The 15,567-nt window shown below is 68.2% G+C and carries 14 protein-coding genes; 7 read left to right on the top strand and 7 right to left on the bottom strand.

What is annotated here, in order from left to right; all coding sequences use genetic code 11:
- Positions 1-67: 67 nt before the first annotated feature.
- Entirely contained in the window at positions 68-1,657 is a 1,590-nt protein-coding gene (locus ABIC28_RS08225; RefSeq protein WP_354578354.1) for an acyl-CoA synthetase, read from the bottom strand.
- Between the two features lie 100 nt (positions 1,658-1,757).
- Entirely contained in the window at positions 1,758-2,639 is an 882-nt protein-coding gene (locus ABIC28_RS08220) for a class I SAM-dependent methyltransferase (protein ID WP_097210694.1), read from the bottom strand.
- Positions 2,640-2,686: 47 nt separating this feature from the next.
- Between ABIC28_RS08220 and ABIC28_RS08215 the strand changes: the two genes are divergently transcribed.
- The 7 genes from ABIC28_RS08215 to ABIC28_RS08185 all read left to right on the top strand — a co-directional run bounded on the left by ABIC28_RS08215 (position 2,687) and on the right by ABIC28_RS08185 (position 9,863).
- On the top strand, positions 2,687-3,274 hold the full coding sequence (locus ABIC28_RS08215; protein ID WP_097210695.1) for a helix-turn-helix domain-containing protein: 588 nt from the start codon (positions 2,687-2,689) through the stop codon (positions 3,272-3,274).
- A 122-nt stretch (positions 3,275-3,396) separates the two neighbouring features.
- The gene (locus tag ABIC28_RS08210; protein ID WP_209927957.1) at positions 3,397-3,966 is read left to right on the top strand and encodes a M15 family metallopeptidase; all 570 of its coding nucleotides are present in this window, start codon (positions 3,397-3,399) and stop codon (positions 3,964-3,966) included.
- Positions 3,882-4,613, top strand: coding sequence for a phosphatase PAP2 family protein (locus ABIC28_RS08205; RefSeq protein WP_258195848.1), 732 nt, complete (start codon positions 3,882-3,884; stop codon positions 4,611-4,613). Before ABIC28_RS08210 ends, ABIC28_RS08205 begins: the two co-directional genes overlap by 85 nt.
- 55 nt (positions 4,614-4,668) lie before the next feature.
- The gene (locus ABIC28_RS08200; protein ID WP_097210698.1) at positions 4,669-5,367 is read left to right on the top strand and encodes a response regulator transcription factor; all 699 of its coding nucleotides are present in this window, start codon (positions 4,669-4,671) and stop codon (positions 5,365-5,367) included.
- Entirely contained in the window at positions 5,364-6,758 is a 1,395-nt protein-coding gene (locus ABIC28_RS08195; protein ID WP_354578350.1) for a sensor histidine kinase, read from the top strand. The genes ABIC28_RS08200 and ABIC28_RS08195 overlap by 4 nt, the downstream gene beginning before the upstream one ends.
- A gap of 81 nt (positions 6,759-6,839) precedes the next feature.
- Positions 6,840-8,348 carry an adenylate/guanylate cyclase domain-containing protein gene (locus tag ABIC28_RS08190; RefSeq protein ID WP_097210700.1) on the top strand — a complete coding sequence of 503 codons (1,509 nt, stop codon included), beginning with the start codon at positions 6,840-6,842 and terminating at the stop codon, positions 8,346-8,348.
- A gap of 18 nt (positions 8,349-8,366) precedes the next feature.
- Complete coding sequence (locus ABIC28_RS08185; protein WP_209927959.1) at positions 8,367-9,863, top strand: adenylate/guanylate cyclase domain-containing protein; 1,497 nt, start codon at positions 8,367-8,369, stop codon at positions 9,861-9,863.
- 11 nt (positions 9,864-9,874) lie between these two features.
- Here the strand turns inward: ABIC28_RS08185 and ABIC28_RS08180 are convergent, their stop codons facing one another.
- The 5 genes from ABIC28_RS08180 to ABIC28_RS08155 form a co-directional block, all read right to left on the bottom strand.
- Positions 9,875-10,156 carry a transposase gene (locus tag ABIC28_RS08180; protein ID WP_097210702.1) on the bottom strand — a complete coding sequence of 94 codons (282 nt, stop codon included), beginning with the start codon at positions 10,154-10,156 and terminating at the stop codon, positions 9,875-9,877.
- Positions 10,157-10,162: 6 nt separating this feature from the next.
- Positions 10,163-10,909: a DUF8176 domain-containing protein gene (locus tag ABIC28_RS08175; protein ID WP_209927960.1), complete on the bottom strand. Its 747-nt coding sequence runs from the start codon at positions 10,907-10,909 to the stop codon at positions 10,163-10,165.
- Positions 10,910-10,945: 36 nt separating this feature from the next.
- Positions 10,946-12,103 (bottom strand): insoluble domain protein, encoded by a 1,158-nt coding sequence (locus ABIC28_RS08170; protein ID WP_209927962.1) that lies wholly within the window; start codon positions 12,101-12,103, stop codon positions 10,946-10,948.
- 517 nt (positions 12,104-12,620) lie between these two features.
- The gene (locus ABIC28_RS08165; RefSeq protein ID WP_354578346.1) at positions 12,621-12,785 is read right to left on the bottom strand and encodes a hypothetical protein; all 165 of its coding nucleotides are present in this window, start codon (positions 12,783-12,785) and stop codon (positions 12,621-12,623) included.
- A 604-nt stretch (positions 12,786-13,389) separates the two neighbouring features.
- Positions 13,390-14,535 carry an SHOCT domain-containing protein gene (locus tag ABIC28_RS08155; protein WP_354578342.1) on the bottom strand — a complete coding sequence of 382 codons (1,146 nt, stop codon included), beginning with the start codon at positions 14,533-14,535 and terminating at the stop codon, positions 13,390-13,392.
- Between the last annotated feature and the right edge of the window lie 1,032 nt (positions 14,536-15,567).

Raw genomic sequence — 15,567 nt, 5'->3', positions numbered from 1 at the left:
GGTGAGTAGTTCTTGCGGTTACACACAACTTACCTGTTCCGTGGCCGGCGTCACAGGGGAGTGCGACTCAGCCCTGCGCGACCGTCTCCTTGGCCCAGCGGTAGTCCGCCTTGCCGCTCGGCGACCGCACGATCGACGGCACCACCACGATCGACCGCGGGATCTTGTAGCCCGCGACGTGCTCGCGGCAGTGCTCGGCGATCTCGGCGGTGTCGATGCCGTGATCGCCCTCGCGCAGCTGCACCACCGCCGCGACCCGCTCGCCGAACCGGGCGTCGGGTACCCCGGCGACGAGGGCGTCGAGCACCGCCGGGTGCGTCTTGAGGGCCTGCTCCACCTCCTCGGGGAACACCTTCTCGCCGCCGGAGTTGATGCACATCGAGCCGCGGCCGAGCAGCACGATGGTGCCGTCCGCCTCCATCCGCCCCATGTCGCCGAGGATGGCCATCCGCACCCCGTCCACCACCGGGAACGTCGCGGCCGTCTTCTCCTCGTCGCCGAAGTACGCGACCGGGACGTGGCCGCGGCGCGCGATGTAGCCCAGCTCGTCCGAGCCCGGCACGATGGCCAGGCCCCGCTCGTCGACGAGCAGCATGTTCGGGTTGGCCCTGATCCGCTTGGTGCCGTCGTCGCCGAACTCGACGACCCCGTCGTTCCCGGATTCGGAGGCGCCGAAGGCATCCTTGATGACCAAACCCGGCACCAGCTCGCGCAGCCGGTCCTTGAGCTGCGGCGAGAACAGGGCACCGCCGGAACCGATCAGCTTGAGGGAGGACAGGTCGTACTCCCCCGCGTGCGCCGTCATGGCGTCCGCGATCGGCCGGGCGATGGCGTCGCCGACCACGGTGACGCCGGTGATCTTCTCGGCCTCGATCAGCCGCAGCACCTCGACGGGGTCGAAGCTGCGCGCGATCACCCGCGGCGCCCCCATCAGGAAGGCGGTCAGCAGCGAGTAGACCGCCGCCCCGTGCATCAGCGGCGGAATGAGCATCAGCACGGCGGGATTCGTGTTCGCCACCGCGGCCTCGACCACCTCCGCCACGCTGGTGCGAGGCGGGCCGCTCAGGTTCGCACCGGACAGCGCGGCGTAGAAGAAGTCCTCGTGCCGCCAGACCACGCCCTTGGGCATGCCCGTGGTGCCGCCGGTGTAGATGATGAAGTGGTCGTCCTGGCTGCGCGGCGGGAAGTCCCGATCCGACGACTGCGCCGCCAGCGCGGCCTCGTAGTCGGCGCCGACGGTCAGCACGTGCCCGACTCCTGGGCAGCGCGACAGGGCGGCGGTCGCGGTGGGGAGGTACTCCTCCTCGACGATGAGGGCGACGATCTCGGAGTTGTTGTAGAGGTAGACCAGCTCCGCGTCGGTGTACCGGAAGTTGACGTTGACCGGCACCGCCCGGATCTTCAGGCAGGCGAGCAGGCCCTCGACGTACTCGATGCTGTTACGCATGTGGATGCCGACGTGCTGGCCCGGCTGCACCCCGACCGACTGCAGATGGTGGGCGAGCCGATTCGCCCGGCGCTCGAGCTCCGCATAGCTGCGACGCTCGGCCCTCCCCGGACCGGTCCCCGCGGGATCCGGCGATCCGAAGATCAACGGCACGCGGTCGGGGATCGCGTCCGCGACCGCCTCGTACAGATCGGCAATATTGAGCGGCACGACCGAAATCCTTGCTTCAGGTGAAATGGTTCGCGACCAGCTAACACGAATGCTGTGCTCACCGAGCCGAATTCGTGTCCGCATCTCGTCCCCCGGGATCTCAGGGTCGGCGGGCCGCCCAGGCGGTTCGGCTGCCCCGGATGGTCAGGTCGCCGCGGCGCAGGACCGATGCGGGGTGGTCCGCGGCGAGGAGGTGGTCGAGGGTGTCGAGGTCGTCGGCGGCCAACTGGCCGTCGAGGGCGGCGCGGACACGACTCAGGAAGGTGTGTGCGTACCGCCCCGCGCGCTCCGGCATCGGATCCGCGCCGACGGTGCTCGCGTCCACGGTGAAACTGCGCTGCTCGAGGACATCGAATCCGGCCCGCTCCAGGTGCGGCCGCCAGTCCGGGTAGGTGTTCCAGTTCGCCTTGGCCAGGAGCTCGTGGCACCGCGACTCCAGGCCGGGGCGGCCGACGCCGATGTCGTCGGGCAGAAACCGTGGCAGCCCGTCCATTTCGAGGACCACCAGCAGCCCGCCTGGGTTCAGCCCCTCGTGCACCCCGCGCAGCACCCGGTCCGGGTCGGCGACCTCGTGCAGCGACGAGGCCGCCCAGGCGACGTCCGCGGAGCCGACCGCGGGCCAGCCGTCGTCCAGGTCGGCCCTGGCGACGCGCAACCGATCGACCACGCCTGCCGCGCGGGCGGATGCCTGGACACGATCGAGCATCACCGCCGACCTGTCGACCGCGATCAGCTGCGATGTCCCGAACCGCCGCGCGAGCGCCAGGCTGCCGGTGCCCGTTCCCGCACCGAGGTCGACGACAGCGCGCGGCGCCTCGGGCGCGTGCCACTGTGCCCATTCCGTCACCTCGTCGAGATACGCGCCGAGCACCTCCGCGTCGAGGTCGAGCATGTCCGCCAGACCCGCCTCGTCATGGTGCCCGTGACCGTGTCCGTGGTGATGGTCGTGCCCATGTCCGTGCTGGTGGGAGTGCTGCGTCATGCCTCCACCCTAAGCACATCCTGCGCATAAGGCATACCATCTTGCTTATGACGCAAGAAGTCACCATGGACGCGATGATCCGGCAGCGCATCCGCGGCCTCCGCCTGGCCAGGGGCTGGTCGCTGGACGCCCTCGCGGCGCGCTGCTTTCTGAGCCCCTCCACCCTGAGCCGCATCGAGACCGGGCACCGCAGGATCGCCCTCGATCAGCTGGTCCCCATCGCCCGGGCCCTCGGCACCACCCTCGACCAGCTGGTCGAATCGGCCGACGACGAGGACGTGGTGATCCGTCCGCAGCCCGAGCACACGCGGGGAGTGACGACCTGGCTGCTCTCCCGCGACCGGGCCCTGCCGGGTGTGACCGTGGCGAAGATGCGCATCACCCCCGAGCGCCCGACCACGGCGGAGCAGCTGGGGGTGCACCCCGGTCGCGACTGGTTCACCGTCCTGTCCGGCACCGCCCGGCTGCACCTGGGCGAGCGAACACTGCTGGTCCAGGCCGGCGAGGCGGCCGAGTTCTCCACCATGGTCCCGCACGCCATCGGGGCTCACGAGGGACCCGTGGAGATCCTCACCATCTTCGACCGCGACGGGGAGCGGGCCCACCTGCACGGCCAGGACGGCGGTCCCGCCTGACCCCGAATCACCCGGCTTCTCACCAGCCCCGTTCCGTCCTGTTACAGAGCTGTTGCAGACCGTGGCACCGTCGACGAACAACGACCACTTCACGGTGACACTGACCGAGCAGTCTCGACTGCATGCCGATCCACCGCAGAATCATCTGCCTCGTCGCGCTCGGAGCGCTCACGCTCGGTGCATGCTCGTTCACCGATTCCGCAAAGCCCAAACGCGGTAACTACCTTGCCACTCAGCCCGATTCGGGACCCGGCGGTGGCGAGATCGAGGACGGCATCCGTCTCGACGACAAGCATGTCCCCGCATTGGCCCGTCTCGACCCCGCGCTTCTCGTGGCGCTGCAGGCCGCGGCCGCCGATGCACAGGCATCCGGGGTGAAAATGCACGTCACGTCAGGTTGGCGGTCCGCCGCATACCAGCAGCGCCTGTTCGACGAGGCCGTGGTCGAGTACGGCAGCGCGAGCGAAGCCGCCAAGTGGGTGCACTCCCCGAGTCGCTCCAAGCACGTCAGCGGACAGGCAGTCGACATCGGACCGACGAACGCAGACGACTGGCTCATCCGGCACGGTGGCGACTACGGCCTGTGCCAGACATACGCCAACGAGATGTGGCACTTCGAATTGGCAACCACCCCGGGAGGGCAATGCCCACCACAACTGAACAATGCTTCGGACGGGCGATCGGAACGCTGACCATGACACGTATCAAACCGGCGAGACTGGTTGCCGCACTGGCACTCTTGATCCTCGGAGTCATCGGATTCGGATTGGCCGTCAACACGGGCGGAGGCCAGATAGTCGATCAACAACTCATGGTGGACGCGGCCGCGTTCTCCGAAGACCTCGGGGTGTTCTCTGCCGAGTTCGTCGGCCTCGTCACCCCGATCCTGATAGTGGGAGGGGTGCTCGTGGTACTCATGATCACGTTGCGCAACAACCCGATTGCACTGACACTGCGAGTCGTCGTCGTGACACTCGGCCCCATCACGACGGCCTGGGTTCTCAAACAGTCGCTGGATCGACCGGACCTGAACGGTCTCGTCATGCACAATTCCTTTCCCAGCGGCACGCTCACGGCCATCACTGCCCTTGCTTGCGCAATCGTCCTCGTCACCCCCAACCGGTGGCGGGCCGTCGTCGCCATCAACGGCGCCCTGCTCACAATCGGTACTGCGATCTCGGTGGTCGTAAGGCAGTGGCACCGTCCGAGTGACGTGATCGGCGCGCTACTCCTCGTCGGCTGCTACACCCTCGCCGTTTCCGCATTTCCGTTGAACACCGCCGCAGCGCGGCACTCGATACTGGCCGACCCCGGCAACGAACGACTCTCGGGAGTGTGACACCTGTACCCTTGGCTGACCGAGATTCCTCCGACCGCAGAAGACCCGGATCATCATGGTGAGCATCCTCTTCATAGAAGATGATCCAGCCGTGGCCGAAGCAATCACGTTGGGACTGAACCGACTCGGGCACGACGTCAGCCATCGCCCGGACGGCAACTGCGACTTCGACGACATCCTCACCACCGCGGACCTCGTCCTGCTCGACCTCGGGCTCCCGGGCGCCGACGGATACGAGATCTGTCGACGCATCCGCACCCGCAGTTCGATTCCGATCATCATCCTGACCGCTCGATCCGACGACATCGACACCGTTGCCGGTCTGGAAGCCGGCGCCGACGACTACGTCGTCAAACCTGCCAGCCCGCGAGTCCTCGACGCACGCATCAAAGCCGTCGTCAGGCGGTCGACGCCCGCAACGCCGCGGGCAGAGGCCGTACGGGTCGCCGAAACGTTCGGCAACCTGGAGGTCGATCGGTCGTCACTGCAGGTCCGCAAAGCCGGAACCGTGCTGGCCCTGACTCCGACCGAGCTGCGTCTGATCCTCGCTCTGACCGAGAATCCCGGACAGGTCCTCAGCCGACGGCAGTTGTTGTCGGCGGCCTGGGACCAGGAGTACCTGGGTGACTCCCGACTCGTCGACGCGGCGGTGCAACGACTCCGCGGAAAGATCGAGGACGACCCCGCCGAGCCGACCGTCATCGAAACGGTGCGCGGCTTCGGCTATCGCTTCAACCCCAGCTCAGCTCGATGAGACCGGCCTGGCTGCGGATCGACGGCCTGCGGACACGGCTGGTGCTGGTGTTCATCGCCATCGTCGTGATCATCGCCGGAGGAACAGCGGGCGTGGTGTCGCTCATGGCGCGGTCGTGGATCTATTTCAATGCTCAGGATGTGGCAACTGCACAGTTCCGCGACGAACTACAGTCCGTCAACGGCACGCCGGTGGACGGACTGACACCTGCCGGCCTCGCACCGGTCTTCCCATCCGACATGACACTGATCGCCAACGGTGAAGTCGTCCGTCAAGGATCCGTCGATCCGGCGACGATCACATCGGGCTTCGACGACGGCTTGAACAGCACCGGGCTGATCCGCTTCGAGCGGCTCGACTCAGAGCGCATCCTGGTGGGCATGTCCGTGTACGTCATGGACGTGACCGCAGGGGATGGCAACGACGACCAGACACTGGTCAAGGCCGCCGCCATCCGGCCACTGGTGGGAGTACAGGACAAGTTCGACGACCTGCTCCGAGTCGTCGGCATCACCCTCACGGCGGGTGTGTTGGTGAGCGGTCTGCTCGGACTCTGGATCGCGTCGACACTGGTACGTCCGCTGAGGCGTCTGGACGAAGCCGCGGCCCGCGCCGCCGACGGCGAGTTGAGCGTCCGGCTCCCCGAAGACGGGGTGACCGAACTCGCCCAGGTGACAACGACGTTCAACAACATGGTGGCGCGCAACGAAGCGGTCATCAGGGGCCTCGAAGAATCGGAAGAGCAGTCGAGGCGGTTCGTCGCCGACGTCTCCCACGAGCTTCGAACGCCGCTGGCGGCACTGGTTCCGGTCAGCGAAATACTCCGGGAGGAGATCCCCAATCTTCCGCCGGACGCCGGTGCCGCCGCGCGCATCGTGAGCAGTGAGATCGGCAAGCTCACTCGGCTCGTCGAGGATCTCATCGAGATGTCGCGCCACGATTCACAGCAGGCGCATCTCGTCCTCGACGACGTCGATCTCGTCGAACTGACCGAGCGCACCTTGGAGAGCCGCGGCTGGACCGAAACCGTCGAACTGCTTACGCCCGAAAGCATCAGCGCCAGAGTGGATTCGCGCCGGATCGACATAGTGGTCGCCAACCTCGTTGGCAATGCGCTGCGTCACGGAGCGCCCCCCGTGCGCGTCGAATTGAGCGCGGAACCCGGCTACGCCGTCATCACCGTCGTCGACCATGGCCCCGGCATCTCACCGGAAGACAGGCAGGCGATCTTTCGCCGGTTCTACAAGGTCGACACCGCGCGCGGACGCAGCGAGGGTAGCGGACTCGGACTCTCCCTCGCCGTCGAGAACGTGCACTTGCACGGCGGCAGCATCGGCGTCGACCAGGTGGATGGACGGACGGTGTTCACCGTTCGCCTGCCCGGGCGCTGACCGCCCCCACTCTTCCCCCGCCTCCAGTCGCGGCAACAGTGGTCCTCCCGACAGGGTTGATCCGGCGACTAACCTGGACCCATGGACCCACCGGGTACCAGGTACGTCGAGCGCGACGGTCACGCGCTTGCCTACCAGGTCGTGGGCGAGGGCGGCGCCGATGTGGTCCTGTTCCTCGAGATCGGCCTGCACCCGGACCTGATGTGGACCGACCCGCACATCCACTACGTCTTCGAGCGCGCCGCGACCTTCAGCCGGATGGTGTATTTCCAGCGCCGCGGCTTCGGCCTGTCCGACCCGGTCGACCACGTCCCCACCCTCGAGCAGCAGGCCGACGACGTGCTCGCGGTGATGGATGCGGTCGGCATGGAACGCGCCACCCTCGTGGGCATCGGCAGCACCTGCGGCGCCCTCGCGTTGATCGCGGCCCGCACCCCGGAGCGGGTGACCGGGTTGGTGTTCCAGCAGCCGTTCGTCGAGGGCGCGCTCCGCGAGGGCGCGGAGCTGCCCCGGGGTTGGACCGTCGAGGCACGGGACCGCTTCGTCGACGGGTGGCGGACGGTCTACGACAACTGGGGCTCCGGCGGGGTCATCGCGATGTGGGACCCGACGCAGGACTCGCCGTTCAATCGGCGACTGATGGCGCTGCTCGAACGCTGCTCGGCGACCCCCGCCACCGCCCGCGCGCACCTCGAATGGTTGTTCCGGATCGACTATTTCGATGTGCTCGCCTCCATCCAATGCGAGACGCGCGTACTCCACTCCGCCCGGAGCGCGGTCCCGTTGGCGGCCTCGCAGCACATCGCGGGGGCGATTCCGCACGGCACGCTGCACGTGCTGCCTCCGCTTCCGCCCGGCACCTCGATGGGCCAGGCCTGGATAGAGGTGCTCGATCACATCGAGGAGGTCGCGACCGGGGTCCATCGGACCGTGGACGCCGAGCGCTATCTCGCCTCGGTGATGTTCACCGACATCGCAGGGTCCACCGAGACGCTTGCCCGGATCGGCGACGCCCCCTACCGGGACCTGCGCGCCACGCACGAGCGGCAGATCCGCAACGAGGTCGAGCTGGCAGGCGGCCGGCTCGTAAACGTCGCGGGCGACGGCACGCTCAGCGTGTTCGACGGCCCCGCCGCGGCGGTCCGGTGCGCGCGCCTCGTCTGCCGCCAAGCCGAGGACCTGGGGCTGGGGGTGCGCGCGGGCGTGCACACCGGAGAGATCGAGGGGATCGGAACGGAACTGACCGGCATCACCGTGCACATCGGCGCCCGTATCGGGGCCGCTGCCGGGCCGGGCGAGGTGCTGGTCTCGCGGGCGGTGCGGGACCAGGTGGTCGGCTCCGGCCTCTCGTTCGTCGACCACGGAACGCGCGAACTCAAGGGCGTCCCCGGCCGATGGCGGCTGTTCGCGCTCGCCGCCACCGACGCCCCGGCCGAGTGCGAGCCCTCGACGGCGTCGCGAAAGACCCTGGGTCTCACCTTGCTCGATCGGGCGGTGCTCAGAATGGCCCGCCGCGCCCCGAACGTCCTGCGGGCCGCGGCCGGGATGGCCAACGCACGGCAGCGCCGACTGTCCCGTCGGCCCGACTGACGCGACTAGCCTGGATTCATGGACCCCCCGGGTACCAGGTACGTCGAGCGCGACGGTCACGCGCTGGCTTATCAGGTCGTGGGTGAGCGCGGGGCCGACGTGGCGCTGTTCCTCGAGATCGGCCTGCACCCGGACCTGATGTGGACCGACCCGCACATCCACTACCTATTCGAGCGGACGGCGACCTTCTCGCGCACCGTCTATTTCCAGCGCCACGGCCTCGGACTGTCCGACCCGGTCGACCACGTCCCCACCCTCGAGCAGCAGGCCGACGACGTGCTCGCGGTGATGGACGCGGTCGGCATGCAACGGGCCGCCCTGGTCGGTATCGGCAGCACCTGCGGGCCCCTCGTGCTGGTGGCCGCCCGTGCGCCCGAGCGGGTGACCGGCCTGGTGCTGCAGCAACCGTTCATCGAGGGCATGCTCCGCGACGGCCCGGACATCCCGCACGGCTGGGACCCCGATGCCCTGGCCCGCTACGTCGAGGGCTGGCGGGCCGTCTACGACAACTGGGGCTCCGGCCAGATCATGTCCATGTGGGACCCCAGCCAGGACTCACCGTTCAATCGCAGGCTGCTTGCGCTCCTCGAGCGCTGCTCCGCGCCGCCCGCGACCGCCCGCGCGCACCTCGAGTGGCTGCTGCGGATCGACTGCTCCGACGCCCTGCCCTCCGTCCAGTGCACGACGCGGGTGCTCCATGCGGAGGCGAGTTCGATGCCCGAGGCGGTCTCCCGCTACGTCACCGACTCGATCCCGCACGCCACGCTGCACACGTTGGCGGCCGCGGCACCCGGTTCGTCACTCGGCGAGGCCTGGATACCGATCATCGACCACATCGAGGAGGTCGCGACCGGGGTCCATCGGCCGGTCGATGCCGACCGCCACCTCGCCTCGGTCCTGTTCACGGACATCGCCGGGTCCACCGAGATGCTGGCCCGGATCGGCGACGGCCCCTACCGCGACCTCCGGGCCACGCACGAGCGGCAGGTCCGCAACGAGGTGGAGCTGGCAGGCGGCCGGCTCGTGAACGTCGCGGGCGACGGCACGCTCAGCGTGTTCGACGGCCCGGCCGCCGCGGTCCGATGTGCCCGGATCGTGTGCCGCCAGGCCGAGGAGCTGGGGCTGACGGTGCGCGCGGGCGTACACACCGGCGAGATCGAGGGAATCGGGGCGGACGTGACCGGGATGACCGTGCACGTCGGAGCCCGGATCGGAGCCGCCGCAGGGCCGGGCGAGGTGCTGGTCTCGCGGACCGTCCGGGACCTGGTGGTCGGGTCCGGGCTCTCCTTCGTGGACCGTGGTGACCACGAGCTCAAGGGTGTCCCCGGCCGATGGCGGCTGTATGCACTGGCCACCACCGAGGGCGAGAGCGAGCCGTCCGCCGAACCCCGAAAACAACTGAGCCTCAACATGATCGACCGGGCCGTGTTGCAAACGGCCCGCCGCGCCCCGCACATCCTGCGCGCCGCGGTCGGCATGGCGAACGCCCGGCAGCGGCGCCGCACCCGGCAGTGAGCGGATGTGGATCAGACACCCAGCGAAATGCGCTCGCTCAGTTCGCGATTCGCCTGCCTGAGCCTGCGGACCTCACTCTCGAGGTCCCGGACCCGCTGCGGGAGATCCTCCTCCGACACGACTCGCGGACGGCCCAGCTCGTCATTGACCCAGCGCACCACGGTGTTCGTGTGCGCGCCGACGTCCGCGGCGATGGCGGCGCAACATTCCAGCCGCGACCGGTACTGGTCGCGGGTCTGCTTGTAGGTGTGGATCGCCCAGGTGCGAGTCGAATCCGTGTAGCCGCGGCTCATGCCGGGTCACCTCCCCTCTCGAAGCGTGATGGACGTGATGGCGACCCCGGTCGGCGACCCCGGATCCGCCGCGGTGGTGAAGGTGTGGCGGTAGTGATTCGCACTGTTGTCGGGACGCCGGTCGAACACGTCGACCGCGTACCGACCCTCGCCGATCCGTTTCACGAGCAGGCAATGCGTTGTGCCGAAAGGGATCTGGGAGATTCCCTGCCCGATCTGCTCCGCGGAGGCGACGAGCGCGTTGGGCGCGACATAGCTGCGGGCCCGGACCCCGTCGCGGGCCACGTAGTAAGCGTCCTCGAATCCCGCGATCGCCGCAGCGCCGCGGTCCGACGAGTCGGCCGAGACCACCTCGCCGTCGGCGAATCCGTCGCACCACGTCGCCTCGTCGGCCTCGTCGGACTGGGCCGCGGCGGGCGAGGTGGCGGGCGAGACCGTGCCGTCCGACGATCCCCGGTCGGCCAGCAGCAGCGCGGTCGCCGCCCCGCCCGCGACGACCACCGCGACGGCGGCGGCCAGCGCCACGTCGAACCGGTGCCGTCGCAGCCACCCCGGCTGGGACTGCGGCGGCACCCATCCGGTGTCGATGACCGGCGGCGCACCGTCCTGCGGTTTGTCGAACCAGGCACCGGGTGCGCCGGGGTCGGAGGTGTCCGGTTTCGGGCCGGCGATCGGGACCCACGGGGGCGGGCGACGCTGATCGGACGACGATTCGCCGAATCTGCCGCCCGGCGGCGGTTGTCGTGTGCCCACGATGTCGGACCTCCTGTTGCCGGTGCGCTGGCGACCCTAGACGGCCAGGCCGTCCCGGCCCGCGGCCAACGCCTCGCCGACCATGCCCGCGACGGGGCCGAACGCGTGATTCAGCTCCACCGCGGCGGCGTCGAGTCCGGCGATGACCTGCTCGCCGCCCGGCTGGGCGAGGGTGGCCTCGCGGGCCGCGATCGCCTGGTCGGTGACCTGCTCCGCGAGCTGCGGGGCCGCAACGACCGCATCGACGACGGCGGTGGCCGCGGCGGGCTGCTCCATGGCGAGCCGGGCGTACTCCTCGCCTGCCTGCAGCGTGAGGGCCGCGGCGTCGGGCTCGGTGACGTTCGGGAGGACGAACTCGGTCGGGGTGCCGAGGCTGTCGCCGGCGCCGAAGGCGGTACCCGCTGCACCACCCGCCACGCCACCCACGACCGCGCCCACCGCTGCCGCCGGGATTCCGGCCGCGGCAGCGCCGATGGCGGCTCCGGCGGCGGTTCCGATGGGGGCTGCTGCGACCCAGCCCAATCCCGGAATGAAGGCGTTGCCGATGCCCACGCCGATGTTCCCGCCGATGGTGCCGCCGATGAGTGCGCCACCGACAGCGAACGGGACACCGGCGGTCATCGCGCCGGTGACGGCGCCGGCCGCCGCCCCACCGACGGTGGCCGCGGCGATGCGGTCACTGCGCTCGGCGTCCACACCGATCGACTTCCAGAATGTGTTGACCTGCGCCTCGATCACCGCGGAGGTGTTGTTCGTCCGGTTCAGGTACTCGTCGGAGAGCCAGTTCGGCTGGTCGGAGACGAAGTCACCGACACGCAGTCGCTCCTTGGGCGCCTCGATGGGGGCCACCACCTCGACCGCGACGGGCAGGTGCAGTTCCTGGAACTGAACCGGTTCGACGGGCTCGGAATACTCGGTGTAGTCGTAGGTGGGCACCGGCCGGGTCGGCAACTCGGCGTACTCGACCGGAGGAGCGATCCAGTAGGTCTTCGGCTCCTCGACGGGCTCGACCTCGGGCGCGGGCTCGGGGGCGGATTCCGCCACCACGCCGGGCTGCTCGGCGTCTGGCACCATCACGCCGGGCTGGGCGAAAGCCGGTCCCGCACAGGTGATCGCGATCGCCAGCGGGATCACACCCACCACCGTCGCGCGCTCGGTGCGCGCGCGATGACGGGCGCCTCTGTGGTGGTTCATGGGTTCTCCTTCGATGTTTCGTGGTGGTGGCACCACCACGTGAGGTCGTGACGGTGCCGACGCGATCCGAGGCCGCAGTGGGCCGCGCGGCACAGCCGCGGATGGATGGCGTGGTTGCTGGGTCAGCGAAGTGGAGAAGAACCGTGTCGGTCGAGAGCACGACGGGTCTGCGCCGAACGGCGCGGGACTCGACAGATGACCTGGTCCGGCGCAGAGCGCGGGACCATTCCCCCGAAATACATATTCCCCCCGGAATACATTGCCTGCCCCTGATCGGAGCCGGTCTCGCTGCGGTGTTGCCTCCGGGGCTGTAGGTTCCGGATCAACTTGTCTGGGCGACATGGGGATTTCAAGATCTTCCACGACATTTGTCCACGAAATTCCGGGCGATGATGTCCCTTTACACTGATCCTCGGCGACTCCGGCACGCCATCATCACCACCAAGGGCCACGTACGAGCGTGCCCGTTACCGCTCCTCCACCCAACGGGGGTTCGGCATCGGGCAGTGCTGGCACTCTAGGTCAGCGTCCGGAGCGTGCCGCGCCAGACGGCGTGGTCGACCTCCCACGGGGTGACCGGCCGGCCCATCTCCCCGCTGAACTGTTGTGCGATATCCGTCAGCAGGGGGGGCGTGTCGACGGTGACCGTAGCACCGTGGCGGGCGAGCCAGCGCAGCACCATCCGGTCGGGTTGACGGTGTGCTGGTCCCCGATCAGCATCCACAGGTAGCCGCGGCGGACACTGGCGCCGCACTCGCCGGCACCGCCCGCAGTGCAGTCTCGACAGCGTAGAGCCGGCCATCGTCGACCAGTAGTGCACGGGTGTCCTGGATCGTCCGGATCTTGTCGTCGTGCAGGCCAATAGGACCGATCGTGTCAGTGATCGTTCAGGGCTGCCTCCGGGTCCGCGCACCACGAGCAACGTGCGTCAGGTCAGTAAGGACCGTTCCGGCGTCGCCCATCGCTACGTAGCGGACCGCCCACCGTTTGGCGGTGGGCGGTGGGCGATGGGCGGTGGGCGGTGGGCCACGAGACGTTGAAGTGTTCCGCGGCTCGGATGATCGGCCAGCCGTTGTCGAAGATGCGCTGGGCAAGCAGCAGCCTGCCTTTTGGGGTCAGGGTTGCGTTAGCGCGGACCACGAAGGCCTCCCGTCAGTCAATGGTTGTCCCAGCAGCTCCACTTCATGACAGGAGACCTTCCCTGTTCACTAGTCACAGCGTGTCGTCACAATTTCTCAACCAACCTGCCTGGGCAGTACATCTATACGGGCAGGTGTCAGGCAGCGTCAGTGGTTGGTGTGCTTAGCGATCGCGGCGCGCTTGGCGGCGGCGAACTCCTCGGTGTCGAGCATGCCCTGGCCGTGCAGGTCCGCCAGCTGCTGCAGCTCCTCGGCCAGCCCGCCTGACGGTGCGGCCGCGGCAGCGGCGGGAGCCACCTGCGGTGCGTGCTGCACAACGATCTGCGGTCGCTTCGCGTCGGCGATCTTGCGCTGCATCTCATTGATGCGTGGCAATGCTGTCTTGTGGACCGCCTTGGCCAAGGGGAGGCAGTTGGACAAGGTCCACGGATCGTCAGACGCCTTGTTGCGGGCCTTATTTGACGAGCGCCAGTAATCGTGGTTCCCGGTTCCTTGGTAGCTCGGTGTCAGAACTTCCAAGACTCCGGTCAACATTCCGCTGTTGAACTCGATGTTGGTGATGTCCGTGTAGGGAAAGGTTGTCACTCGGCCGCCGCCCAGTGATCCCGACATGAACCCGGCCATGCCGCCGACCTTGGCAATGATCAGGCGATCCTCGAACGCGGCCAGGAATCCGGCCGACTCGCCGTTGAGGATGAACCACGGCAGCTCTTCAGGTGCCGAATGGTCGGCGATGGTCTGCCAGCCCTTCTCTTTCAGATTGCCGCCGACAGTATCGACCTCGCCCCGGCGGCCGCGGCGAGCCTGCTCGGCCGCGGCGGCGGCGGCCTTCTGGGCAGCGTCGGCGTCGGCGGCTGCAGCCTTCTGGGCGGCGACGTCGGCTTCGTGTGCCTGGACAGCTTCGCGGACGTCGGCCGGGAACCCGGAAGCTGTCAAATGGTCGATGTAGTGACGGACGAAGTCGATCTCGGTCTTGTCGACCACGCCAAGCGAGAGCGATTGCTGGGTGTTTGTGGTGACGACCAGCTGGGCTCCGGTGAACTTCTTGACGAACTCGTACCGGCCGAGATTGTCGGCGTCGACGCCCACCTTTGGGCCTTTCGTGGTGAGGTCGGATGCGACGAACGCGAGGACGCGAGCGTTCGTGATCGCGAGGCCTTCCAGGGTCGGCTTGATCTGGTTCGTCCGCGCTAGCGCCCACACCGTTTCACCTGGAAAGAGGTGCTTGATCAGACCCGCCATCCACTTCTCGGCGGTCTTGTCCTTGAGGCGGGGCGATAGTTGCGGTGCCATGCTTGTCCTGTCTGCAATGAAGGTGCTGTCGACGGATCATCGCACCTTGCGGTGTTATCTCCTGCGAACTTCCAATCCACTGTCAGTTGACGAGATGACAGGTGAGCGACGCCAGGCTCGACAGATACGACGAGACCGGCGCGACCTCCGTCCCTACTCCGAGTACCACGTACGGCACCACCGCTCCAGAAGGCTCGACCCGCTGAACCACACCCCTGCATCCGTGCGTGCAGTAGGAAGTCCGGGACCTGTTGGCCGACGGAAGGGACGAAGACCGGCCAGGAGCCGGGCCCTCAGATCACGGGGTGGGGCACGCCGAGTCGCAGATCAGATTTTTCGCCATAAGGAACCGTCCGGCCTGCGACACCACCGTGTCTCACGTTGTACACGTTCTCAGCCGCCGTACTCGTGACGACGATGTTGTGCTTTAGCGCAGGGTCCAGCCGGTCGATATCCCCTGGAGTCCCCTCGGTCACCGGGGTGGTCTAGCTCGGCACCAGGAACGCGGCCGCGGCGCCGCCGCTGCGCTGCATGTATTACGCATCGTTGAAATCCAAGGATCACGTCCAGGCCGGTCACGGTGTCACCCGTGCCCGGCGCACATACTGTCGCCGAACTCGCCGCTGTTCCGTCCCAGTCCTCACCGCTCCAACCCGAATTGGTCGTCACTCCACCCGTCAGCCGTTGGATGACCGGCGAAGAAATCAGCTTCGGGTTCGATGCGTCCGCGCGGCATGGGCACTCCTCTGGTGTACGTCTCGTCAGACTCCCGTGTCGACGTCGGGGAGTGCGCTTTCTCCGTCCCAGAGGCATCACATCGCATCAGCCACAGCACCAGTGCAGGCAGGCTCGTAGGAGCTGCGGCCTGCAGTTGATCGCGACCCTCACCGCTTGGCGCCAGGGTGAGCTGCCCGCGGAAGATCAAGCCACGCTTGAGCTGTTCGGTCTGTCCCCCGCGCCGCGCCCACTCGGGCTGCGGGTTACACCGGGACCAGCCAGCGTGGGAGCGCAGCAGTCGTAGCCGCTGTCCGG

The organism is Rhodococcus sp. PvR044, assembly GCF_040548995.1.
GTDB classification, from domain to species: Bacteria; Actinomycetota; Actinomycetes; order Mycobacteriales; family Mycobacteriaceae; genus Rhodococcus_G; species Rhodococcus_G oryzae.
The sequence above is the reverse complement of the archived record's forward strand: the minus strand, read 5'-3'. Positions and strand labels throughout refer to the sequence as shown.

Coding starts and splice junctions, on each gene's coding strand:
- ABIC28_RS08165 (WP_354578346.1), bottom strand. CDS start 12,785: ATGGTGCTGCGCTGGCTCGCCCGCCACGGTGCTACGGTCACCGTCGAC.
- ABIC28_RS08170 (WP_209927962.1), bottom strand. CDS start 12,103: ATGAACCACCACAGAGGCGCCCGTCATCGCGCGCGCACCGAGCGCGCG.
- ABIC28_RS08195 (WP_354578350.1), top strand. CDS start 5,364: ATGAGACCGGCCTGGCTGCGGATCGACGGCCTGCGGACACGGCTGGTG.
- ABIC28_RS08190 (WP_097210700.1), top strand. CDS start 6,840: ATGGACCCACCGGGTACCAGGTACGTCGAGCGCGACGGTCACGCGCTT.
- ABIC28_RS08215 (WP_097210695.1), top strand. CDS start 2,687: ATGACGCAAGAAGTCACCATGGACGCGATGATCCGGCAGCGCATCCGC.
- ABIC28_RS08200 (WP_097210698.1), top strand. CDS start 4,669: ATGGTGAGCATCCTCTTCATAGAAGATGATCCAGCCGTGGCCGAAGCA.
- ABIC28_RS08180 (WP_097210702.1), bottom strand. CDS start 10,156: ATGAGCCGCGGCTACACGGATTCGACTCGCACCTGGGCGATCCACACC.
- ABIC28_RS08185 (WP_209927959.1), top strand. CDS start 8,367: ATGGACCCCCCGGGTACCAGGTACGTCGAGCGCGACGGTCACGCGCTG.
- ABIC28_RS08220 (WP_097210694.1), bottom strand. CDS start 2,639: ATGACGCAGCACTCCCACCAGCACGGACATGGGCACGACCATCACCAC.
- ABIC28_RS08155 (WP_354578342.1), bottom strand. CDS start 14,535: ATGGCACCGCAACTATCGCCCCGCCTCAAGGACAAGACCGCCGAGAAG.
- ABIC28_RS08210 (WP_209927957.1), top strand. CDS start 3,397: ATGCCGATCCACCGCAGAATCATCTGCCTCGTCGCGCTCGGAGCGCTC.